At 38.5% G+C, this 23,887-nt stretch carries 23 protein-coding genes; 1 reads left to right on the forward strand and 22 read right to left on the reverse strand.

Annotated elements, in window-relative coordinates; genetic code table 11:
• A partial coding sequence (locus tag FHS24_RS12670; protein WP_221185040.1) for an IS3 family transposase occupies positions 1-63 on the forward strand: 63 nt, incomplete at its 5' end.
• A gap of 125 nt (positions 64-188) precedes the next feature.
• Here FHS24_RS12670 and FHS24_RS11105 read toward each other — a convergent pair.
• From FHS24_RS11105 to pseB, 22 genes are all read right to left on the reverse strand, one after another.
• Positions 189-671 (reverse strand): phosphate-starvation-inducible protein PsiE, encoded by a 483-nt coding sequence (locus FHS24_RS11105; RefSeq protein WP_183621258.1) that lies wholly within the window; start codon positions 669-671, stop codon positions 189-191.
• Between the two features lie 104 nt (positions 672-775).
• Positions 776-1,681, reverse strand: a complete 906-nt coding sequence (gene folD, locus FHS24_RS11110; RefSeq protein WP_183621190.1) for a bifunctional methylenetetrahydrofolate dehydrogenase/methenyltetrahydrofolate cyclohydrolase FolD — start codon at positions 1,679-1,681, stop codon at positions 776-778.
• A 255-nt stretch (positions 1,682-1,936) separates the two neighbouring features.
• The gene (locus tag FHS24_RS11115; RefSeq protein WP_183621191.1) at positions 1,937-2,626 is read right to left on the reverse strand and encodes a sugar transferase; all 690 of its coding nucleotides are present in this window, start codon (positions 2,624-2,626) and stop codon (positions 1,937-1,939) included.
• 187 nt (positions 2,627-2,813) lie between these two features.
• The gene (locus tag FHS24_RS11120) at positions 2,814-3,968 is read right to left on the reverse strand and encodes a glycosyltransferase family 4 protein (RefSeq protein WP_183621192.1); all 1,155 of its coding nucleotides are present in this window, start codon (positions 3,966-3,968) and stop codon (positions 2,814-2,816) included.
• Positions 3,969-4,168: 200 nt separating this feature from the next.
• Positions 4,169-5,350: a hypothetical protein gene (locus FHS24_RS11125; RefSeq protein ID WP_183621193.1), complete on the reverse strand. Its 1,182-nt coding sequence runs from the start codon at positions 5,348-5,350 to the stop codon at positions 4,169-4,171.
• Between the two features lie 209 nt (positions 5,351-5,559).
• Entirely contained in the window at positions 5,560-7,518 is a 1,959-nt protein-coding gene (asnB, locus tag FHS24_RS11130) for an asparagine synthase (glutamine-hydrolyzing) (RefSeq protein WP_183621194.1), read from the reverse strand.
• A gap of 10 nt (positions 7,519-7,528) precedes the next feature.
• Positions 7,529-8,293: a hypothetical protein gene (locus tag FHS24_RS11135; RefSeq protein WP_183621195.1), complete on the reverse strand. Its 765-nt coding sequence runs from the start codon at positions 8,291-8,293 to the stop codon at positions 7,529-7,531.
• Positions 8,293-8,973 (reverse strand): haloacid dehalogenase-like hydrolase, encoded by a 681-nt coding sequence (locus FHS24_RS11140; RefSeq protein ID WP_183621196.1) that lies wholly within the window; start codon positions 8,971-8,973, stop codon positions 8,293-8,295. Before FHS24_RS11140 ends, FHS24_RS11135 begins: the two co-directional genes overlap by 1 nt.
• On the reverse strand, positions 8,970-10,202 hold the full coding sequence (locus FHS24_RS11145) for a glycosyltransferase (protein WP_183621197.1): 1,233 nt from the start codon (positions 10,200-10,202) through the stop codon (positions 8,970-8,972). The genes FHS24_RS11140 and FHS24_RS11145 overlap by 4 nt, the downstream gene beginning before the upstream one ends.
• A 131-nt stretch (positions 10,203-10,333) precedes the next feature.
• Positions 10,334-11,287 carry a polysaccharide deacetylase family protein gene (locus tag FHS24_RS11150; RefSeq protein ID WP_183621198.1) on the reverse strand — a complete coding sequence of 318 codons (954 nt, stop codon included), beginning with the start codon at positions 11,285-11,287 and terminating at the stop codon, positions 10,334-10,336.
• Between the two features lie 148 nt (positions 11,288-11,435).
• Entirely contained in the window at positions 11,436-13,307 is a 1,872-nt protein-coding gene (gene asnB, locus FHS24_RS11155) for an asparagine synthase (glutamine-hydrolyzing) (protein WP_183621199.1), read from the reverse strand.
• Positions 13,307-14,392 (reverse strand): glycosyltransferase, encoded by a 1,086-nt coding sequence (locus tag FHS24_RS11160; protein WP_183621200.1) that lies wholly within the window; start codon positions 14,390-14,392, stop codon positions 13,307-13,309. Before FHS24_RS11160 ends, asnB (FHS24_RS11155) begins: the two co-directional genes overlap by 1 nt.
• Positions 14,393-14,537: 145 nt before the next feature.
• Positions 14,538-15,437 carry a glycosyltransferase family 52 gene (locus FHS24_RS11165; protein ID WP_183621201.1) on the reverse strand — a complete coding sequence of 300 codons (900 nt, stop codon included), beginning with the start codon at positions 15,435-15,437 and terminating at the stop codon, positions 14,538-14,540.
• A gap of 55 nt (positions 15,438-15,492) precedes the next feature.
• Positions 15,493-16,554 (reverse strand): pseudaminic acid synthase, encoded by a 1,062-nt coding sequence (pseI, locus tag FHS24_RS11170; RefSeq protein WP_183621202.1) that lies wholly within the window; start codon positions 16,552-16,554, stop codon positions 15,493-15,495.
• A complete protein-coding gene (locus FHS24_RS11175) occupies positions 16,544-17,191 on the reverse strand; it encodes a formyltransferase family protein (RefSeq protein ID WP_183621203.1) in 648 nt (215 codons plus the stop codon). Before FHS24_RS11175 ends, pseI begins: the two co-directional genes overlap by 11 nt.
• 16 nt (positions 17,192-17,207) lie before the next feature.
• The gene (gene pseG / locus FHS24_RS11180; RefSeq protein ID WP_183621204.1) at positions 17,208-18,314 is read right to left on the reverse strand and encodes a UDP-2,4-diacetamido-2,4,6-trideoxy-beta-L-altropyranose hydrolase; all 1,107 of its coding nucleotides are present in this window, start codon (positions 18,312-18,314) and stop codon (positions 17,208-17,210) included.
• Entirely contained in the window at positions 18,311-19,015 is a 705-nt protein-coding gene (locus FHS24_RS11185; RefSeq protein WP_201599053.1) for an acylneuraminate cytidylyltransferase family protein, read from the reverse strand. The genes pseG and FHS24_RS11185 overlap by 4 nt, the downstream gene beginning before the upstream one ends.
• Positions 19,009-19,764, reverse strand: coding sequence for an SDR family oxidoreductase (locus FHS24_RS11190; RefSeq protein WP_183621206.1), 756 nt, complete (start codon positions 19,762-19,764; stop codon positions 19,009-19,011). Before FHS24_RS11190 ends, FHS24_RS11185 begins: the two co-directional genes overlap by 7 nt.
• A complete protein-coding gene (locus FHS24_RS11195) occupies positions 19,761-20,660 on the reverse strand; it encodes a Gfo/Idh/MocA family oxidoreductase (RefSeq protein ID WP_183621207.1) in 900 nt (299 codons plus the stop codon). Before FHS24_RS11195 ends, FHS24_RS11190 begins: the two co-directional genes overlap by 4 nt.
• The gene (locus tag FHS24_RS11200) at positions 20,657-21,541 is read right to left on the reverse strand and encodes an aldo/keto reductase (protein ID WP_183621208.1); all 885 of its coding nucleotides are present in this window, start codon (positions 21,539-21,541) and stop codon (positions 20,657-20,659) included. The genes FHS24_RS11195 and FHS24_RS11200 overlap by 4 nt, the downstream gene beginning before the upstream one ends.
• The gene (gene pseC, locus FHS24_RS11205) at positions 21,538-22,704 is read right to left on the reverse strand and encodes a UDP-4-amino-4,6-dideoxy-N-acetyl-beta-L-altrosamine transaminase (protein WP_183621209.1); all 1,167 of its coding nucleotides are present in this window, start codon (positions 22,702-22,704) and stop codon (positions 21,538-21,540) included. Before pseC ends, FHS24_RS11200 begins: the two co-directional genes overlap by 4 nt.
• The gene (pseB, locus tag FHS24_RS11210; RefSeq protein ID WP_183621210.1) at positions 22,705-23,703 is read right to left on the reverse strand and encodes a UDP-N-acetylglucosamine 4,6-dehydratase (inverting); all 999 of its coding nucleotides are present in this window, start codon (positions 23,701-23,703) and stop codon (positions 22,705-22,707) included.
• Positions 23,704-23,887 lie beyond the last annotated feature (184 nt).

Raw genomic sequence — 23,887 nt, forward strand, 5'->3', positions numbered from 1 at the left:
CGTATTCAACTTAAATTAAAAGGACTGAGTCCTGTGCAATACAGAACTCAGTCCTTGTTATAAACTAAACCGTCCAACATTTGGGGGTCAGTTCATTGGCAACCCTTTTTTATTAACAGCTATCAATCATTATTAATAATTCATCAATAACCCTCAATCCCTTTATGAAAAATATTTATCAAAAGACCTTATTTACGATAATGGGTGCTATCAACGCTCGGCAGATGATGCTCGGTACTGGTCACTTGATGATCATCCAAATAATCTTCTGGTCGACCAAACATCTTCGCCGTCCACGTCAGTATAACGATTGAGGCACTCAGCACCATAATGGCAAAGGAAATCGTTGCTAGCAACCACAGATGAAAGTCATCCGATACCGCTTGCACATCGACCACCAGATGTCGTGATAAAGCGGTAATCGCAATAAATATCAAAAACTGTACTGGCAGACGATGGGTTTTAAAATAAATTCCAATCATCGCCAGCAGCTCTAGATAAATAAACAGCAGTAAAATGTCTTTTAAATCTGCTGAGCCTTTTTGAAAAATAACAAAGAACTCTTTGCCCGCTGTCCAAACCACCACCACACTGATTAAAAATAAAATAATATAGTGGCAAATATCGACAAACTCACGGCCAATATGTTGCATACGCTCATGTATTTCCATCTTTGGCTTTGATGCATGAGCGGTATTGGTTTGTTGTGCTCGATGGACTTTACTATTTTTCTGTTCCGATTGCTGTTCTGGTTCTTGCTCCGACAGCGGCTGCATTAGCTGACTGCACTGTTGTCTAAACCAGCAGATTTTTCAGCAGCATCAACGGTTTGGCGAATAAGCGTATTAATGGTCATAGGGCCAACACCACCTGGGACAGGCGTATAAGCACTAGCAATACTTTCGATGCCTTGCAACTCGATATCACCGACGCCGCCATTGTCAGTTGGGTGGAAACCTGCATCGATGACTACTGCGCCTGCTTTAATCCAATCGGCTTTGATCAGCTCAGGTACGCCCACTGCCCCAACTACGATATCAGCACGCTTAATATGAGATTCTAAATCTTGTGTTCTTGAATGGCAAACCGTTACCGTACAATTAGCATTTAACAGCATCATCGCCATTGGCTTACCTAGTATAGCACTACGACCTACGACCACTGCTTCTTTACCAGCAAGCTCGATATTATTATGCTCTAATAAATGCATGATACCTTGAGGGGTACACGAGCCATAAGCGGACTGCTGCATCGCCATACGACCAAAACCAAGACAGGTCACCCCATCGACGTCTTTTGCCAAGTCAATCTGCTCAAAGCAAGCGCGCTCATCGATATGCTCAGGAACAGGATGCTGTAGCAAGATACCATGGACGTCTGGATTGTTATTGAGCTCGTCTATTTTCGCCATAAGCTCTTCAGTGGTTGTCACACTTGGCATCTCAACCCGTATAGAATCCATACCAACACGCTTACAAGCATTGCCTTTCATACGTACATAAGTTGCAGAAGCAGGATCATCGCCTACCAATATTGTCGCTAAGCTTGGTGTACGTCCTGTCTTAGCTTTAATCGCGTCTACACGCGTACTCAGTTGCTGTTCTATTTGTTTAGCAAGTGCTTTACCGTCCAAAACGGTAGCAGATCCTTGGGCAGTTGACGTAATAGACGCAATTGACATAGTAACTCCAATAGAGGGTACGATAAAAAAGTAAAGACAGCGCCTGCAGTATTGTTGCATGCCTGTCTTATGTTCGGTCAATTCTTTTTGACCGTTGATTGAGACTGATATTGTACCTGTTTGGGCTAAAAAATCCTAGCACTCTAATATGGGTAATGGCGGCTTTACGCCAATACAGAAAATAAATCATACAGCTTAATTCTATTTGATAAGTGTCTTATGGTTAGAATGATTACCTTATTTTTTAATATCAAACTACATATCGGTATCGCGCTCTGAAAAACGCCTATTAAGACGTCGACATCTTAGCAGACTTCTTCTAAAATTAGCGTTTATAACTTTATATCTTCGTTGCTTATTACCAGTAAATCGACTCATCGTAGCTTCTCCCTCTGCACAAATACCTTGCTTTTTAATAACCAGCCTCACTGTTTTGAATAATATTTGAATATCTAACCACATCGATTGATTATCAACGTACCAAATATCAAGCTCAAAGCGTTTTTCCCAACTGATGCTATTACGACCATTGATCTGGGCATGACCAGTGATTCCTGGTTTAACTAAGTGCCTCTTAAACTGCTCTTCACTATATAATGGTAAGTACTCTATAAGCTGAGGACGCGGGCCCACTATACTCATTTCACCTTTAAGCACATTCCATAGTTGAGGTAATTCATCGAAACTACTCGCTCGAAGCTGCTTACCAAACTCTGTAAGACGATACTCATCAGGCAAGAGATTCCCTTCAGAATCTTTATCATCGCTCATTGTCCGAAATTTAATAATCTCAAACGTTTTACCATCAAGACCAGACCGAGCTTGACGAAATAACACAGGTGCTCCAAAATTCTTCCTAACTTTGTATACCACCAGAATATAAATAGGCAACATTAAAATTAAGGCCATTAGAGCAATACTCACGTCGAATACCCTCTTAAGCATTTTAAAACCTCCTATGTAGAGCAGTTCACTATGTACCCAGACCCACAATGCATTTCTTATATAATAAATATTAAATACATATACTCTTAAAAACGAATATATAGGATAAAGTAGCTTCCAAGATAAAAACTATTAGACTTTGTGTTTCCTGAAGCGATGACTAAGAGATATATTTCAATATAAAAATCTAACCTAAACCCATCTCCACTATCATATGAGCGTTTACTTTTTTAACGTCATACTTATCTACCGCAATACCTCTAGAGGCCGATCCCATTTGCTCATAAAGATTGGGATGCTCTATGAACTGGCGCATGGCATCTATTAACTCATCAACGGCTTGGACAGGAACTAGATAACCATTTATACCATTGGTCACCGGCTCCCTACACCCTGGAGCATCCGTCGTAATAATAGCTCGTCCCATTGACATGGCCTCTAACACAGAGCGCGATGTGCCTTCGCGATAGGACGGCAATACATAGACTGAACTGGCCGCTATAGCAGGACGAACATCTGTAAGCTGACCCCAATATATGATGTCGCCATCTGCTATCCATTGATCTAACTGTGCTTGCTCAATGGCTGCTGGGTTTTCATCTATCGAGCCTACTAGATGAAATTCGGCATCAGTATATTCTCTCTTTATCTGTTTGGATGCTTCGACATATTCTACTATTCCTTTATCTTTGAGCAGTCTAGCAATCAACAAAAAGGAGGGCTTTATGCTACCTGAGTCATTCCTAGGTAATGGAAATACATTGAAGTCATTTAAATCCACTCCTGAGCCGTTCACCACTACTGTTGGAGTGATTGACTGAACTATACTTAGTTTTTTCAATAAATTTAAGTCATCATTATTTTGAAAAAACACCTTAGAAGACTTTGCTAATGCTTGTTGGTAAAGCGCATGTACAAATTTTTGAAAGATACTACGCTTGTCAGTTTCCTCTACTTGCTGAAAGGTATAACCTAGTCCTGATATCAACACAAACCGATAAGGTACTTTTGCCAGCCATGCTGCTAATGTTCCATACACTACAGGCTTTACAGTGTAAGAAAGTATATATTCTGGTTTAATTCTATTTAATATCTGATAACTATGAAAAAAAGTTTTTATATCTTTAACTGGGTTGGTTCCGGTCCTTTGCATAGCAATCTGATGGACATGATATCCACGACCTATAAGCTCATTATGGTCTGCAGTGTATTTCTCTAAATCAGGAGAAATGACATGTATCTCATATCCTAATTGAGCAATGGACTCCAAAAGCTTGCCTCTAAAATTCAATACATGAGGCAAATAGTTAGCAAATATTAGAAAACTTTTTCTCTTAGGCATAATGTTTCAGCTTAATTATTTAAATCGTATAAAGAGAATAGCTATGAATATCATTATTAATACTGCAAACTAACATTCGACTCAAAATATATTTATATATTCACATATATAAATATACTATAGGTAGTTTTCATACTAATTACAATAGAAAGACATAAATAATTTATATTTATACCTTTGAGAGAGGTGGTTAAGAATTTTTACTGATTGATTTTAGGAAGTGGGTTTTCACTTGGAAGTCCTTTATTAGGGAATAATGTACGAATTTCACAGTCAGCACATACGAACAGTACATATATCATAAAGAATGGATATCTATAACGAACAGCTGTTCCATAGTTAAATACAACTAAGCCATATACAGACATGGATAAAGCCATAAATAACAACCAAAAAGCAAGCTTGTCAGGACTTTTCATCCAAGCTTTACGTGTTATCAGAAATAAAATAGTAAGTACAAATAAATTTTCAAATGACTGAATCAAAGGTAAGAGGCCGCTCGCTTCCCATATAAATGGTTTAGACAAAAAGTAAAGACCTGAGGTCAAACCTTCAATGACAAACTCTCCTGCTCCAGAAATAAGCATGATTTCGTCAGCTTTTCCTCCATCTTCTACAAACATAGCCGCCCTAAAATGATTAATTTGAGGGATCGCTATCGGAGCAGAAAGAAGCAATCCAGCTAGGCTAATCAGGCTTATAATTACTGCTTTTGCTAACCCCATACCCTTTTTGGACACATTAAAAATAAAATACATTAGAACAATAGGACCTAAAATAAAAAAGTTCTGGAATTTAATTAGATATAAAGGAATAATAAATAAAATGCTTTTAAGAATCTTAGACTCACGGGCATAGACAACAGTTAACACCATAAAAAATAGAATGAGAGTTTCTCGCAAGCTTAGCGCTGTGTATAGAGCCATGCTTGGAAACAACAGATAAAACCATATTGATACTTTTGTAAAAATGTTTTTGACATACAAAACGAAGAACAAAACGATATAGAGAAAAGTATTATAGAATCCTAGACTAATAGGAGAAACTGGAGATGGAAATGGTAACAGTGCAAGCATGGCACTGGCTTGAAAGACATTATCACCACCTGTGAATGCTTCAATCAAACCCAGTTCTCCAGATCTTATCGCATTCACTCCCTCCCAGTACCTAAACTGATCACCCATATATGAAGTACTAAACAATACGTCATTTAGAACAAAAGGAAGCAAACAGTGTAAAGCAAGAACTACTTGATAATTGGAAGGAACCTTAAATTTGTATCCGACAGTAACAATGAGCAACAAGCATATTAGCAAACTAGGCAAGTCAAAAAGCCTGATGCCTAAGAATCCATACGTGTAAATCCAACTTGGGTCTGACATCAGTTTGTCTCTATATTTTTAATAAAAAATTAAAATGACATATCTGTTTTAACTACTATCGAGGGACTGTTGTGATTAGCATATTGGGGCATTATTCTAATTTAACCTACTGGCTTTGTACGACTACGTTTTAAAAGGTGTCTTGCTGATTGTAGTACAATAATTACATATATTCAAAAATATAAATATAATTTTGCTATCCATATAAATCACTGGGTCTCAAGCCAAGCTTGGAACATTAGTATATTCCATAGTTGATCTTGATGATTATATTTACCACTCAGATGCTCTGTCCACATCATACGTATGGGTGCGGGATAAAAATAACCTTGCTGTAGTAATAGTTTCTCATCTAATAATGCTTCAGCCCAATCCCGTAATGAACCACGTAACCAATCGTGTAAAGGTAGGCTAAACCCCATTTTAGGTCGTTCAATCAATTGATGAGGGACATGACGAAATAGCACCTGCTTCAGCAACCACTTGCCTTCCCCATTCCGTATTTTGTAATCTAATGGCATTTTCCAGGCTAATTCAACAATACGATGATCTAGCATCGGCACTCGCGTCTCTAAGCTATTAGCCATAGCAGCGCGATCAACCTTTACCAAAATATCATCAGTCATATAAGTCTGTGCGTCCATAGCCATCATTGCATGTTGAAAGCTATCTGTTTTCGGCCAACAATTTATGTCACTTATCAAAGTACTAGGTTCTTTTGCACCTATGACTAACTTCTCAGGCTGCTGCCAATGACTGGTCAATGATTGATAAAAGTCCTGTTCACTATCAATATTTAGCACACCTGCTAGCTTGTGAGCCTTATCACCAGGAGCACTCAATCGTAATCTTTTAGGGAGAATAGGATTAAGTGTTGTGAACATAGCATCCCAGCTCTTAGGTGCGAAAGCAGTCAGCGTCGTCGACGCCAATCTTCTCATTGGTCTAGGCAGTTTACGATTTTTATTCCAAACTTGCTGAGCCATGAGGTAGCGATTGTAGCCCCCAAATAGTTCATCACCCCCGTCACCACTTAAGGCAACCGTCACATGCTCACTTGCTAACTGACTGACTAAAAAGGTCGGGATTTGTGAGCTATCTGAAAATGGCTCACAGTATATAGATGATAATTTCGGTATCACTGCTAAAGCATCTTTAGGGGTTATATAAAGCTCAGTATGTTCAGTACCAATGTGCTTAGCCACAGCTTTTGCATGCGTTGCTTCGTTATATCCTTCATCCTCAAAACCAATAGTAAAAGTCTTAATTGGCCGCTCGCGTTGCGCCTGCATTAAGGCAACAACCGTACTGCTATCTATACCACCGCTTAAAAAGGCACCAAGTGGAACATCTGATTGCATTTGACTGCCAATAGTCTCTACAAGTGCTGATTCTAAAATATCAACTGCTTGCTCTGGACTGCCAGTAAAAGGATTCTCTAGCCCTGTTTCAACTACAGTATTAAAACTCCAGTAGGCCTTGGGTACCGCTATTTTAGCTGTTTTCAATTCTGCTAAAGGCAACTGTAACCAATAACCAGGTCGTAACTTTTTAATACCTTGATAAATACTATAAGGAGCAGGGATGCAGTTGTGACGCAACAGTAACGTGATTGAATCACGATCGATGTCTGCTTTAAATGTCGGGTGCGCTTTCAAAGCTTTTAATTCAGAACTAAAGAATAAAGTATCGTCTTGCCAACCCCAATATAAAGGTTTTTCACCCATCCTATCCTTTGCTAAAGTCAGTAGTTTTGTTTGCTTGTCCCATAGAGCAATGACAAACATACCTACCATAGCTTGTAGTGTTTTCTCTATACCCCAAGCTACGAAACAAGCGAGCATAGTCTCGGTATCTGAATGACCTTTCCATTCGAGTAAGAAGCCTTCTTGATTAAGCTGTTGACGTAGTTGCAGATGGTTATATATCTCACCATTAAATACAACCACATATCGTCCACAATTAGAATGCATAGGCTGTGCGCCTGCAGGGGATAGCTCTAAAATGGCTAAACGCCGATGACCAAGCGCCAATCCCATAGTTTCATCCAGCCAGCTATCGCCAGCATCTGGACCTCTATGATAAAGAGTATCTTTCATCTGCGTGATACAAGCACGCATGCCTATATTACTTGATGAGTTTTGGCGGAAACCAACAATACCACACATTAAACACTCCTTAGTCTAGATGACCGTGACGTAACCAACTGCTACCGGCAGCTGCTAACGCGATAATAGAATAAACAGCACAAAGCAGAACAAAACCACGAGCTTCATCGTAAGGAGCTAATGCTAAAACCCCAGTCAAAGGCATTAAAAAAAATACCAGTCTAAAACGAATTCTTTGACGACCCGGCATTTTTAGCAACCCTTTACTATCAAGATAACCAAAAAGACGGAAAGCCGCGTAACTGATACTTGCTGCTAGGGCGATACCCATCCTATAACGATCTTCTACCACAAATATGACTGGTGCCATAAATCGAAACCAAGCCAACCAAAGAAAGGTTGCCGCCTTGAACTCACGATCAACAAAGATATTATGAAGAGCGAATACGATAAACAAGGCTAAAAAGAAACTCCACCATGCCCATACCTCTTGCATATTTAGTAGAATAGTTAATACTATAAAAGCCATTATTCGAAAAGCAATCCACGTAAGAACCCACATAGTAGGTGCATTTTGAGGACCGCGTCGACGACCATCTTTCTCTTTACGTGCCGCGAATAAGTCATTTACAAGATAGCCGATCTCATACAAACTGATAAATGCAAAGTATACTAAGATAGCCTGTATCAAAGCTTGAAACGGTGGGACACTACCCAGAGCCATCACAAGTATTGCTGCACTTAGCCACTCAAATAGCGCATGAAAAACCCAACTTCCATTACGCAGACGCGTATTATAGAAGTAACTAAATGGCAATATATATATGATATTCATCAGCTTAGCCTTATATAAGTAGCAGTTAATCCTGCCCAGCGCTCCTTATGGGACGCTTTATGCAAAACCACATAAGCTCTCCTTGCACCACTTAGCAACTCTCTATCTGTCAAATTATCACTGATGGCATCGTATGAGCTGTCAATCAAGTCGATACCAATAAGATTACTTAAAGCTCGTGACTTTAATCCAGTTAAGTCACGTTTATAACGGCCTGTTAAAACACCGTCTTTACTCTCAAGCTCACTAGCAACAAATCTTACACCCAACTGCTTTGCCAATGCCGAAACGATAGGTTGTAAACTGGCAGAAGCCAATATTATGTGTTTGTCTTTTATCGCAGGTGTAACGACATTCCAAACAGCAGGGACTTTTCTATTATCCAATAACCATTGTGCATAAACTTCTGCATTTAATTCGAGAGAGCTGACTGTATCGTCTTTCAGCATTCTAACAAGTAAGTGCTTTAAAACATGTTTACCAGTGAGACGTTCAATCACTGCGATTCCTAACCGAAACGGACTAAGATGTGCGGTCAAAGCACGAAGCATTGGCAAACGCCATTGACGTTCAGGCTGCTGAGAAAAATGTACTCTGAGCAGGCATAACGTTGTATCGTCATAGACCAATGTGCCACAAACATCTGTTATAAATAAGGTGGCGTTTGAATTATTGTTCATAGTGTCTGTTCCAGCTGCTCGTAAATTTTTTTATAACTTAATTCTGCAACATGGAGGTCTAATTCGGATTTAGCTCGCGCGCGTAGATTGGGCCCTCCCATCTTCTTAAGACTATCAAGTGAGGATACGATATCAGATAGACTGTCAGGCTTATCTAAATCTATAACTGCACCTGCTTTTAGCCTAGCCGTCATATCATCTATGTCACCAATTCCAGCATTACTAACGACAGGCAAACCTACCGCAAGCGCTTCGGCTATTTTAGTAGGTGAGCTTGCTATTTTTGAATAAGCAGGCTTAATGAAACTAAGCATTAAATCAGAGCAACCTATATAAGAAGGCACTTGGTCACGTTTGGCTTCATGCACATGTATGCGCGTACGCAAATGTGACAAGCCAAGCGCAATTATTAATGCCTCATGTTCCTCTCGCCAATCCTTAGTAATCAATAAAAAGTGTACATCTTTTCGCTCAGTAGCTGCTTGGCCGAACAGTTGTAGCATTTCTTCTAACATATACCAAGTTCCCAAAGAACCTAAGTATGAGAGTACAAAAGCATTTTCAGGTAATCCTAGCTCCTTACGAGTAGCCATACGCTGCTTAGCAGTAGGTAGGATAAAATGCTCAAAGTCTGCACAGCAAGGAATCACTGAAATGGGAGCAGACATATCTGGTGACAGCTTGTATAGTTCAGGTACTACTCGTTCTGTAAGAGCCACAATATGACTGGCGCTCAAAAGAAGACTACCCTCTACACGCTTATACAACTTAAATATTGAAGCATCAATACTGTTGTCTAGCTTCCAAATATCGCCATCTACTCTCTCGTCAACCCAGAGGCCGCGCATATCAAACAAGACCTTTACTCCGGTAAGCTTACGCAGTAATGCTCCAACCTGCATGGCTTGATAGCTACGACAATGGATCACGCCAAAACGATGTTTAAACTGCAAATATAAAGCAACTTCATACATGCGAGACAAATCCCAAAGCTTGCCTAACCTACCGAAACGTGTCGTGAAAGACAAAGGTGTCCATCCTATGCCAGAACTAGCCAATTCTGCTTTTAATAACTCACCGCCTGCCTTAAAACGTGCAGGTTTTTCATAGCTTAAAATATGTAAAGGACGAGGGTGCTGACGAATACTATGTAAATACGGTAGTATTTGGCTACCACCTAAAGGATCTAGCAAGCCATCATAAGAGATAAACAATACTGAGTTACTCATAGATACTCCGTCATATTTTAGAGGTATGTAAAGCTAGCTATATTATGGTAATAAACACATAACGATAAAATTACACTAAAACCTTTCTCTTATAATAAATTTATAAAAAAACTATAGCTTCAACATAATTTCTATATTAATAGAGCTCTTCTACCAAATGATTTGTACTTTGCCTCTTCCATACTACTGACATCAAATGTAAATCTATTAAAAACACCGCTAGTAGCATCACTATACTTATCACCTACCAATAAAACACTCCGGAAACCGTATTCTTTAGCGAGGACTATCTGCTCAGCTGTGGCACTGCCATTTGGGAAACAATAAATATCGCAATCAAGTTGCAGGCTTTCTAAAAAATATTCTTTACATTTTTTTAGATCATTCAAAAAATATTCTTCGTCCTGGCTTTCCATCGATAAATGTTCAAAGGAGTGAGCGCCAATTTCATGTATTGGAGATATCTGCATGATATCTTTTTTAGTCATTACTGAAGCACAAAGGAACTCTGGATAGTTTAGTAGAAATTTTAGTAACTCAGCCCTGCAAGGTATAAATTCAGCTTCAGGAAGGTATTTAATAAGAAAAGATGCTTTTGTACCTAGCTTATATCGATCAATATTATTGACGTCTATTTCCAAAGGTATTTTTTTTAGAAGTTCAGTAGGTGCCTTCCCAATAAAATCCTGTATCAAAACATTTACAGGGGGCAAGCCTGTTTCGATACAATAAGGGATTACATTTTGATTGACTCGAACATCATACTTTTCCAGTATAGGCACTGCATAATTTATAAAATCTTTATAACCATCGTCAAATGATAAGATTAATTTAGGTTTTTTCGTTTTTATTTTTTCAAAATCCCCAAACAAACAAATATGAAACTCTTTCTTTAGATAACTAATTAGCTCATCAAAAAGCCATGGGCTTATTGCTTTATAAGCACTACCTGTATCGGGTGACACTCTATGCAAGTTAAGAACTGTTACTATGTTATCTTTAACCAAAATTTTTTTTCTAGATTCCAACCTTGTCTGTTTTGCTAATATAGAAAATATTATTTTTTTAAACAATCTATCTCCCATAACATCACGATCCTTTGTCTTTAAAAAATCTATAATTATTAAATACAACTTCAAAACACTAGTTTTTTATAATTAAATTGGAGCAATGCAATAATTATATGAAAATAGAACAGCCATATATATTAGTAATTATTACCTAATACAAAATCTATCTACTAAATTTATTGGAATCTATGTTTTCTGAAAACCACATTTGGAATATTAGTAAGACCCAAACCTTGTTATCATCGTTTTTTTTCGCATAAAATGCTTCTAATAATTTTGATATGTAACCATAGTCAAAGATACTATATTTTTTTATTAACTCTTCACCTAAGTATTGGTCTATAAGATACTTAAGATCTTCTCGGAGCCAATCATTTAATGGTATACCAAAACCTTGTTTCTTCCTAAGAAATAGCTCTTCAGGAATATAACGACCTAGAATAATTTTTAATATATCTTTATTTTCTTTATAAGAAACTGGTAAGCTTGCAGCAAATTCAATTATCTTATGGTCAAGTAAGGGTTCTCGTCCTTCTAAAGACGCACTCATTGTCGACCTATCTATTTTAACCATTAAGTCATCAGGCAAATAACCCTTAAAATCTGAAATCATCATTTTTTCTAAGTTCGATGTAGTAGCAGGTATATCTTTAGAGAAAAAATAACCTTCTCTTATTAAGCCCTTAATCTCATCTTTTGAAAATACAGAATTTGCAACTTTGAAAGTATTCACGATATCATCATGATCTAGCATATTTTTAAATTTTATAACTCTACTGTACAATTTTCCATCAAATTTATTTTGTATAAAAATAGGAACGGGAAATATATTAGATATTTTTCTTAATGTTTTTCTAAATGGAACTCTAGATAGAAGTTTAAACCTTTTTTCCATAAGCATGTAGCTTGGGTATCCACAAAATAATTCATCACCACCATCGCCAGAAAGTACGACCGACACCTGTTTTTTTGCAAGCTCAGAAACCAAGACAGTTGGTATAGCCGAGATATCTGCAAACGGCTCATCGAATATCTTTGGTAACTTCATTATAATTTCTAAAGCATCTTCTTTCTTACAAATAAGTTCGGTATGATTTGTACCTAAATACCCTGCAATATCTTTAGCATAATTAGATTCATCGAAGCTTTTATCTTCAAAACCAATAGTAAAAGTATTTATAGGTATCTTGCTATTTTTTTGGACAATAGCTGCTACTAAAGAGCTGTCTATTCCACCACTAAGAAAAATACCTACAGGAACATCTGCTATCATTCGTAAGTTAAAGGCTTCTGTTATAGTAGACTCTAGATCATCTACAACATTCTCTGCCGCAATTTGATTCTCATAGAAATCATCAATACTCCAGTAGCACTCTTTTACCAAATACTTTGAAACAATATCATATTTTAAATAATGTCCAGGAAGAAGCTTTTGTACATTTTTAAATATTGTTTTTGGAGCTTGAATATAGCCAAACTGAAGATAAGAAGATACAGCTTCGAAATCTATGTCTTTATTGAAATCAGGATAATTCATAAGAGGTTTCAATTCACTTGAAAACTTGAATGCATCATCTGTTAAGGAATAATACAAAGGTTTTACACCTACACGATCCCGAAAAATTACAATATCTTTTTGTTCAGAATCGTAAATCGCAAATGCAAACATACCTCTAAACTTATGTACGCAATGTATTCCCCATAAATGATATGATTTTAAAATCACTTCAGTGTCAGTATTGGAGTCAAATGAGTAACCATTTAATATTAGTTCTTGTCGTATATGCTTGAAATTGTAAACCTCTCCATTGTATATAATAGCTAGGTGTTCATAGAGCATAGGCTGGTGACCATTAGAACTGATGTCTATTATCGAAAGCCTTCTATGTCCTAGAAATATAGAGCACGAGTCTAAAGAAAAAACATCTAAACCCTCATCGTCTGGGCCACGGTGTTTCAAGCTATTTAACATCTCCGTAAATAAACTCGTATTTATATTCTTTTTATAATCAACAACCCCTAATAATCCACACATTATTTAAAAGCCTCGATATATTGCTTCGCAATTTTATCCACTGAAAAATCAGCCGCACGACTCTTTAAAGCATTTTTATCATGTGTATTATTAATAGATTTACACATAGCTTTAGCTAAAGCGCTAACGTCACCAACTGGTACTAATATTCCATACTTTCCATTTTCAAGAATTTCTTTTGGCCCTGACTTGCAGTCGGTAGAAACAACTGGGGTACCCACACTCATTGCTTCAATCAATACATTACCAAATCCTTCGCAGTTAGATGAAAGTACTAACAAGTCAGATGAGGCTATCCATGCAGAAGGTCTTCTACTAAAGCCTGCAAAGTCAACTCGTTCAGCTATATCTAAATTTATAGCTAAAGCTTCTAAATCAGCTAATAAATCTCCCTGCCCCAATATCGTTAGGTAAGCATCTTCTTTTTTAAGAAGATGGGAAAATGCTTCTAGCAGCGATGGGTAATCTTTTTCCTTTTTCAAAGCGCCAACAGCGATTATTTTTTTGCCTTTATAATTTTTCCAATTCCTAAAGCCTTCCTCTTTTAGGCAAAGATCTGTATTGATTTCTACAGGATTAGATATAACTGTAATACTTTTACGTCTTAGCCCACCTAGTCCGCACAAATCGTCAGCTACACCATCAGATACGGCAACTATCGCGTCAGCAAAAGGATAAACCAAACTTAAACTATATTTAAAAAACCAGCGCGTTGATCTTTTTTTCATCAAAGGAGCTTGAGAAAAGGTGGTATGATCTGAGACTAAAACCGAGCCAGATAGTTTCGCTGACTTGAATGCAACAACTGCCAATAAAGTCAAAGGCCACATCGATGCTAATACCACATCCGGCTTTTCACTTTTAAAATATTTTAATAAGGGCTTAAACACATAACGTATGCGATCTGCTTTCAAGTCTACGATTCGAATTTGGCTGTTTAGCTCTAATAAGAATTCTCCCTGAGCTTTACTCAAGACCATATCAACTTTAAAACCTTGTTTGATAAACTCGTTAGCTAGCAAAAGAGCTACCTTTTCTGCTCCGCCACACCGAAGATCTGGTAAAAAAAACGCAATTTTTTTCATTATTATTTAGCCTTTTTTAAGCAGATTATTGTCTAACAAAAAATGTTATATATTTTCCTTCGTATTCATAGAAATACTTTCTATAACTCGTATAGTCTTACTTATTAAAATAGCTTATAAAAAACTACTTTTTTAATGCCATTAATCAAACTTCAGAAAGCAAGTCAATAAATCTGATATGCTCATTACCTTTTAAGGAATAAGAAACGGTTGTGTCAATATGGTATACGGTTAATTCGTTATTATTAGTACTCTGTATATGCTTTAATACTGCTTCTGCAGGACTATGCAATTTAACTGCTTTTTTATTTTCAAACCAACTCTCTTCCCGCGGATGCATGATATACAACCCAACATCATCAATGATTTTCATTATATTTTTTTTAAGCTTTATTTGCTGCCTAATACTGAAATCTTGAAAAGCGGTTCCTAACAAAATAGTATTAGTGTTCATCAACAATTTATCTAAATCCCTGCTATCTAACAGTTCACTCCAATCCCAATCAAGATTGACTACCCTATCTTTTTCTACGATATTATCTAAATTAGGGAAAACGGTGTAATGACGCTTGGTTCTACCTCTTAAATACTTAGCTCCTCCACTAGGGAAAACCATTTTAGAAATAAATCCTTTAATTCCTTTTCTAGCGAGAGCTGTCTCATCAAAATACTTTGAAGACTGAATCACATTATATGAACCATCATCGAATGTATTAACTTCCAAACTAGGAAAAAATCTATTTGAAAGCGCGAAAGGATAGCTATCAATTACCGCTAAAAACACTTTACCGTTAGTTATAGATGCCATTAACTGTGTCAAAAAAAACTTTGTAAAATTGACCGAAATTTTACTACTGCAAAATACATTTATAGTAAAAAATGCATTCTTCCTAATCCTTTTATAAGTAGTATAATATTCAGAATCATCTTCATATTTATTATCAAGATAACAAAATACTAAGATATATTTACTTATATCCTCTACATTTATTATTTTTTCAACAATTAAAGACTGTAGTCTAGTTCTTACGATAAACACATTCATCTTATATACTCCAATATATTTAATCGTTCGATCGTCCTACCTATATTCTTACAATCTATTCAAACAATCCTTCTACAGTATCCCTAGTAAGAGCAGTGCTGGCATTTACGTTCCGTGTTACCTTTTTACCTATCACTTCATGCAGATATTTTGGCGCTAAACCAAATCCAGGACGCACACTGCGTACAGAATCTTCAGTGATGGTATCGCCTTCCTTCATATCTTGTATAAAGTACAATGAGCGTCGAAACTTAGTGTTGGTTTTTTCGCTGGCTTTTCGGTTGTAATCTACCTGCCCCAGCGCCTGCCAAGCTGTTTTGGTATCACGGCACAAGGCGGCCAAATCTGCAGGCTCTAATGAAAAACTGTCATCAGGTCCGCCACCATTACGATCAAGGGTGAAATGCTTTTCGATGATAGAGGCTCCAAGGGCGACACTTGTGATTGCTGTGGTATTATCAAGAGTGTGATCAGATAAGCCTGTCACTAGCCCAAACCGCTCTATCATATCTGCAATAGTACGCAGGTTATAATCGGCAGCAGGCGCTGGGTAACCACTGACACAGTGCAAAATAGCAAGCTCCTTACAGCCGCCTACACGTGCAGCATCTATCGCTTCTTCTATCTCCTCAGCACTGGCCATACCAGTAGATATAATCATCGGCTTGCCAGTGCTAGCAACGTACTTAATCAATGCTAAGTCAACTGCTTCAAAAGAAGCTATTTTGTATGCAGGTGCTCCTAGATCCTCGAGTAGATCTACAGCGGTGCTGTCAAAAGGGGAGCTAAATATCGTAATACCTAACTGACGAGCATAATCGAACAGTGGCTTATGCCAGTCCCAAGGGGTATGAGCCCACTCGTACAAATCATATAAAGTACGTCCAGCCCATAAACCATCTGAAATTTGAAAATCCGGCAAGTCTGACTTTAAAGTAATCGTATCAGGCCTGTACGTTTGCATTTTAATGGCGTCAGCACCGGCGCGTTTAGCCTCTTCTATAATACGCAGAGCTATATCAAGTTGGCCATTATGGTTTGCCGACATCTCAGCAATGATATAAGGGGCTTGATTACGACCTATGATGCGACCATCAATATGAATATTATTTGTCATTTACCTTCTCCAAAATAATCTTATATCTCTCTCCATACATATCTATATGCGCAGGAAATCGATCAGGATCACAGACTCGAATTTTATCAAACTGACTCTCAATACTTTTAGAGGGATCAATTGCACTATCATCTGGTGTCCGCCTTGGATAATACGTCGGTTTTATATTTGGATCTTGTGGCTTAGGTAAGACACTATTAAAGTTACTAACCGCAAAACCTATCAACTCAATCTCTTTTTCAAATAACTGAGCATTAATCTCATCCCATAGGGCATGTTTGGGTACTTGAAAATTTAATTTTTTCCATATTTTGCCGCTATCTACCTCATCATTAGCCTCTAGCAGTGTCAGAGCTATCTCCTCCTTACCTTCTATAATGCTCCATATATGAGGGCTCCAGCCTCTACCTCTTGGTAAGTCACTGGCATGCAGTACCAAGCAGCTAATATAAGCCTTGCGCTCTTGACTACTTATAATCTCTGTACAGGAAACGAGAAATAATATGTCACCTCCAGACAGATCCTTTTTCCGACGCACTAGCTCTATCTCATGTTTACTATTGTTCTTTTTTATCCATGCATATAGATAGTCATTGACAGGGTGTCTAGGATTACTACATAAGAAGCTGATTTTCATAGCGTTTCCTCTAGAGCTATCGGAGTAAAACTTTAGATAACCGTGTTGTTCCTACTCCATCAGTAACCGTGCTGGCTACCCTACTCATTGCTCTCATTTTAGGTACGGCTGAAGCTATACATTGTTCAAGTGCTAATGGTTCAGCTTCTAGCTTATTTACATTAAAGGTCAATGCGGCTCCTACATCCTCCAACACGTTAGCAATAACCTGTTGGTTATCCGCTAGAACCAGCATAATAGTTGGCAGCCCCAAACAGCATCTCTCCCATGATGTTGACCCTGCGGCGCCGATAGCCAAATCACTATTGGCCATTATCTCAGCCATATTATCTACCCCTACCTTTACTACCGTACGCCACTGCATTATTGCGGCTTGTTGTTTTACGGCTTCAATCCATGGTGATGTTGCGCCCATAACGATGGTAATTGAACAGTGATCAGGTAGAGATTTCGTTTGCAGTCTTTTCAGGATTTTGGTTGTAATATTATCCTTATCAACCCCACCTAAATTAATCAAAATACTTGCCAATTTATTATGCTGACGCCGCTCTAAGCTGTAGCTTCGCCACTCTGCAAATTCAGGCCTGAGTAACGCATAGTCAGATCCACATAGCAATTCACAACCTTCATTAACATAGGCTGCATAGTCATGAGGCTCACGCCCAAAGTTTTGATTAAGTAAAATGTCACAATCATGCTTTCGATCTGCCAAATCATCGATAACCATTAGCTTGGTACAATATGGTTGCAGTCTTTTTTCCCAACTCTCATCTAGCGCATAATGATCAACGATTAACCAATCAGGTTGTATCGCTTTTACTATCGAGATACTTAATTCCGCATCTCTGTGTTGTGTACTAGCCAGCCAATCAGCGTGAACAAGTGTAGCCTTACTTTCTGACTCAATACATAAGTCATGCTCTAAAGGGAGCGTATACACTTGATACCCACGCTGTTGTAAAACCTCAATCAAACTTCCATCATGCTGACGGCATATAAAAAAACTCTCAGCTCCTTGCCTAGATAGCTCATCAGCTAAAGTCAAGCAACGCATCACATGACCAGATCCTATCTGAATAGAAGCATCACAACGAAAGACAATCTTGCACTCTTTTGCTTTCATAGCGAGTAATCACTGGCTAGTAATAATGCATTTGCAATCTTTAAATCCTCATAATTGTCTATATCCATTGCACTTTTTAATGATATTGGCTCAAACGTGTAATCCGGTGAATAGAACGTCTGGTGAGCCAACAGCGCTTTCACTGTAGATATCCAAATAGCTCCGGTTGGACAATAAAGCTTAGGTAAGTCTTGCGAGCGCTGAGTCAATGTTTCAGAGAAAAGCTGTGTAGGTCTGCCCTCATCATTAATCGTTGCCGCCCACCATGGATTCATCCACCCATATTCAAAGCAACTGATCTGAGCGGTACGATCCTCTGTTTCAAATACCGACACCAAGGTTTTAATGTCTTCACTAGTACGCAATGGACAGTTAGCCATCAATTGGACCACCACATCATATTCTTCGTTCCAATACTCCATAGCCTGCTGTAAAGCAAATGTTGTAGCCTGGCTTACTGTGGAGTAATCATCAGCGCAATCAGTACGCAGAAAAGGTACTTCAGCACCAGCCCTCATAGCCACCTCAGCTATCGTTGAATCGTCGGTAGACACCAAGATTCGATCAAACAATTTAGATTCTTCCGCAGCTTTAATCGTCCATACAATCATCGGCAGACCATTAAAATCGGTTATGTTTTTTTTCGGGATTCGCTTCGAACCACCGCGAGCAGGAATAATGGCAATTCTACGGTTTACCATAATGTCCACCCACCATCCGCCTGAATGGTTTGACCATTGATTGCTTTACAGTTTTCTGAAACTAGAAAATCTAGAGGCCCTATGAGATCAGACTCGGATAGCATACGACCACTTGGCGTAAGTTTCGCATATCTGGCTTCAAAGCTATCATCGACGCGACCGCTGACACCGCCATAGGCAATACAATTAACCCTTATATCGAAATCAGAAAAACGTACAGCCAACTCCTTTGTTAAATGTATCAATGCTGCTTTGGCAACACTGTATTGAATAGGCGATTGTCTTGGATAATCCTCATATAAAGTAGGGTTGGCAGCGACGACACCGTACTGAGAGCCTATATTAGTGATTGTCCTTAGCTCGTTTGGCTGAGTATTGAACAGCCCTATTGATAGCTCATAGGGTACGACGACATCCATCAAATACTCTGCTAAAAAATCTTCACGGCTTGTCTGACCTAATGAGTCTGTCTTCAAAAAATCCAAACTACGCGCATTGTTTATCAAGTGATTAACGGTATAACCAAAGTCTTGAATTTGCTTAATGATGTCCTGTACTGCTTGCGGCTTAGTGAAATCGACTATTAGCGGAATCAAACGATAATCATTGCCTACCTTTCTCATTAACTTATCGGCATTGTCTTGAGAGGTCGTCGTAAATAACACCTGCCAGCCCTTAGTTGCAAAGTGCTTGACAAATTGCCTGCCGAATTTACCTGTACCACCAGTAATCAAGATTGTCTCTATCATTGGCAACCTCTTTCAAGCAACTGAACGACCCTTGTATTAAACGCTTTGTCTGACATTACCTTTTTTTCTTGTATGCCGTATATAAAAGTCTGCAAAGCCGTTTTAAAAGCTGAGAATGAATCTGTAAATGTAAAATCCATCCAACTATCCGTACCAAATACTCTAATCGAGATTGGAGACTGTCCATTACCAAGCGCAAAAAAATTGGTCTGTATACCACTTCCCCAGTAAACCATTAGGCTACCCGAGCCATCACTTCTATCAGAAGCAGGAGCAGTCATTTCGACTATCTCGTCACCCTCAGAGAGCATGTTTAGCACAGGCTCAATAATATGAACAGCATATTTAGACCATGATTTAGGGGTAAACGCTGCTATCTGTTTAATGCTTCCCAGTTTTTGCTTATCCATTTCACTCAATGTCAACTGCTTACTATATCTGAGCGCTGAGCAGGTAAAAATCTGACCTGAATATTGTTCTAATGCATATAACCTATCTAAATCATTAATGGATAGTGCGATGGGTTTGTCTATATAAATAGGGATGCCTTGACGTAAGAATGGTTCGGCATACTGCAAATGATGATAGGCATCATCACGGGCCAACAGAACGGCATCTACTTGCCCAATCATATCTGTGTAACAAGTCACAACGTGCTCGATTTTTGCAGCTTTAGCAATGTGCCGAGAATGTGCTATATCTTGCGTCCAAATAGCAGTAACTCTTGCCTCTTTTATTTGACTCGCAGGCCATTGTTGCTGCTCTAAATAACGTGGTATAACAGGATAGCCACATTTTTCCATTTCCACTGAATCATAACCATTAAAGATAGCGCTCCATGAATAAGGATGCCCATTACCTTCAGATGAGCCAATTACTCCCAATTTTAAAGTCATCGCTGCCACCTCGACGGATTAATCAAACCTTCATCTACTGATTGTAAGAAGTCAGGAATATCAGTAATGGGAGTATCAATTGCAGCAATTATTTGTTTCAGCTGCCAAATATTATCTACTCCGACTATAATTTTATCGATATCATTATGTTGGTTAAGATAGCTTAGGCAGGCCTGCAAAGGAGAGAGGCTTTGTTGATTTAACCACTGATGGTACTGTTTAATTAATGGTGCCCATGGAGCAAAATATACTGGAATCTTTTCACTTGGCATCAATAAAAGACCTTGTAAGAAAGCCGATCTAATATGAATCACTACGCCTGCTTTTTTTAGCTGTTTAAGCATTCCTGTACTCTCCATACGCCTATCAAATATATTCATAGGTGCTTGGATTACATCAAAATCGAATCTTTTGATTAGCTCGGATAATTCATCAGGACCATAAACAGAAACGCCAATCTGGTCCACCATGCCCTGCTCTTTGAGTTTTAATATCGACTTATATATTTTCTCTCCGTTTGTCCCTAGCAACTGGGCTGGTCTATGTAATAACAAGTCGTTTAATTTGTCAGTTTTTAAACGCTTTAATGAAGACATTGTTTGTTCTAGCACCCATTCTTCTATGTTTAGACAATTGGATGGCACTGCCGGTAACTTACTTACTACCTCAAACTTCGCAAGGTTATACAAACCTAAGACTTGTTCGCTATCACCATAAGCAATAGCGGTATCGAGCATTGTTATGTTAAATGCGCTGGCTACTTTAAGTAACTGCTCAACCATGTCACGTGGTACTTTGTTTGCAGCATTAGCTAGCCCATATTTCAGTCCGAATTGCGCCGTTCCTAGCGCAAGCTTGTGACTGTGCGCTAGGATACTCATGACTCTTTACTCAATATGGTTCTCAGCGTCGAGCATACAGTGTCTTGTTGCCCTTCAGTCATCGCTGAGAACAGGGGGATACTGATTGCTTCTTTATAATACTTTTCCGCTTCAGGGAATTGACCAGACGCAAACCCCATCATTTGATAATAGGGCTGCATATGTACAGGGATATAATGCAAATTGGCTTGAATTCCTGCCGCCCTCAGCGCGTTAAATACATCAAGATGGGTGGTATTAATTTGTTCTAATTGCAGACGAATGACGTATAAATGCCTAGCTGAATAACTGTCGGGATGCTGCCACGGTAAGATGATTGGTAGATCGTGAAGTAGATTGTCATAGCGAGACGCTAGCTCGTTACGCTTGATAACAAACTCTTCTAACCGTTGCATTTGTGATAGCCCAAGAGCAGCTTGCAACTCTGTCATTCGGTAATTATAGCCAAGTTCAATCTGCTGATAATACCAAGGGCCATCTGCAGCTTTAGTCATTAATTCTTCATCACGAGTGATACCATGACTGCGTAACAGATTTAACTGTTCTGCTAACTTAGCGTTGTTGGTAACAGCCATGCCACCTTCGGCGGTCGTCACTATTTTTACAGGGTGAAAACTAAATACGGTGATGTCGCTATAGCGGCTATTACCAATAGGTTCACCCTTATACTGACCGCCAATTGCATGTGAGGCATCTTCAATAATTTTGAAACCATACTTTTTAGCCAGATCATGGATCGCTTGCATATCACATGACTGACCACTGAAATGCACAGGGATCACTATTTTGGGTAGCTTTCCTACCTTTTGTGCTGCAATAAGCTTTTTCTCTAATTGTTTCGCGCAGAGATTATAAGTGCGAGGATCGATATCAACAAAATCAACTTTGGCACCGCAATACAGAGCGCAATTTGCTGAAGCAACAAAAGTATTTGGTGTTGTCCAAAGCCAATCGTCATTGCTTAACCGTAAAGCCAAACAAGCGATATGTAATGCCGATGTTGCACTATTAACAGCAACAGCATACTTGGCATCACAAGCATCTATAATGGACTGTTCAAATGCAGGAACTTGAGGGCCTTGGGTCAAAAAATCTGATTTAAGCACCTCAATAACAGCATTAATATCTTGCTGATTAATGTCTTGGCGGCCATAGGGGATCATTTATATACTCCCTATTTTTTCGTAGTTTATCTCCAGCCAATTTTGTAAATCGATATCAGTCATCCACTCGGAATTACTGTCACTGGCATACACGAAACCTTTAGGTACTTTTTTGCCATCTTTGATTCGTTTTGGACATGCTGCCCAGTTATGTATCAGCGGCAAAATTTTGAAATGCTCAGGATACTCATAGGTATAGTGAGCATCTTCACTACTGATCATTTGTTCATGCAGTTTCTCACCGGGACGAATGCCTATAATCTCTTGCTTGGCTTCTGGTGCAACTACTCGGGCTAAATCTGTCATCCTCATAGAAGGTATTTTTTTGACGTAAATCTCGCCACCGATCATATCTTCGAATGCATGCCAAACTAACTTAACGCCATCTTCTAATGAAATCATAAAGCGGGTCATACGCTCGTCTGTAATCGGTAGCACACCTTTATCTTTAATAGACATGAAAAAAGGAATCACAGAGCCCCTAGAACCCATGACATTACCATAACGTACCACTGAAAACTTAGTGCCATGCTCTCCAGAATAAGCGTTACCCGCTACGAACAATTTATCGGAAGCAAGCTTAGTAGCACCATAAAGGTTAATCGGGCTACTAGCTTTATCAGTAGATAGCGCAACCACACCTTTAACCCCTTTATCAATACAGGCATCAATTAGGTTCATTGCACCATTGATATTGGTTTTTACACATTCAAAGGGATTGTATTCGGCGGTAGGCACAATTTTGGTAGCGGCAGCATGGACAACATAATCAACGCCGTCTAATGCACGATATAAGCGCTCTTTATCACGGACATTGCCGATGAAGAAACGCACCCTATCATCACCGACGAATTTTTTCGCCATATCCCACTGCTTCATCTCATCACGTGAAAAGATGATAATTTTTTTAGGATTATATTTCTCTAAGGTCATTGGTAAAAAAGTATTGCCAAATGAACCTGTACCGCCGGTGATAAGAATAGTGCTATTAGTCAACATGTAAAATCCCTCTACCAGTTGCAAAGCTACCAAATATTATTCGATTATTTATTCTGTAATAAACTTAACAAAACTATAACACACATTAATATGCAAAATAAAGCATATATATATTTATTAATATCAATATTCAAATATATAGGTAGCAACAATAAATTACACGTAAAATAAATGACAAAAATAA

The organism is Psychrobacter luti (genome assembly GCF_014192115.1).
GTDB classification, from domain to species: domain Bacteria; phylum Pseudomonadota; class Gammaproteobacteria; order Pseudomonadales; family Moraxellaceae; genus Psychrobacter; species Psychrobacter luti.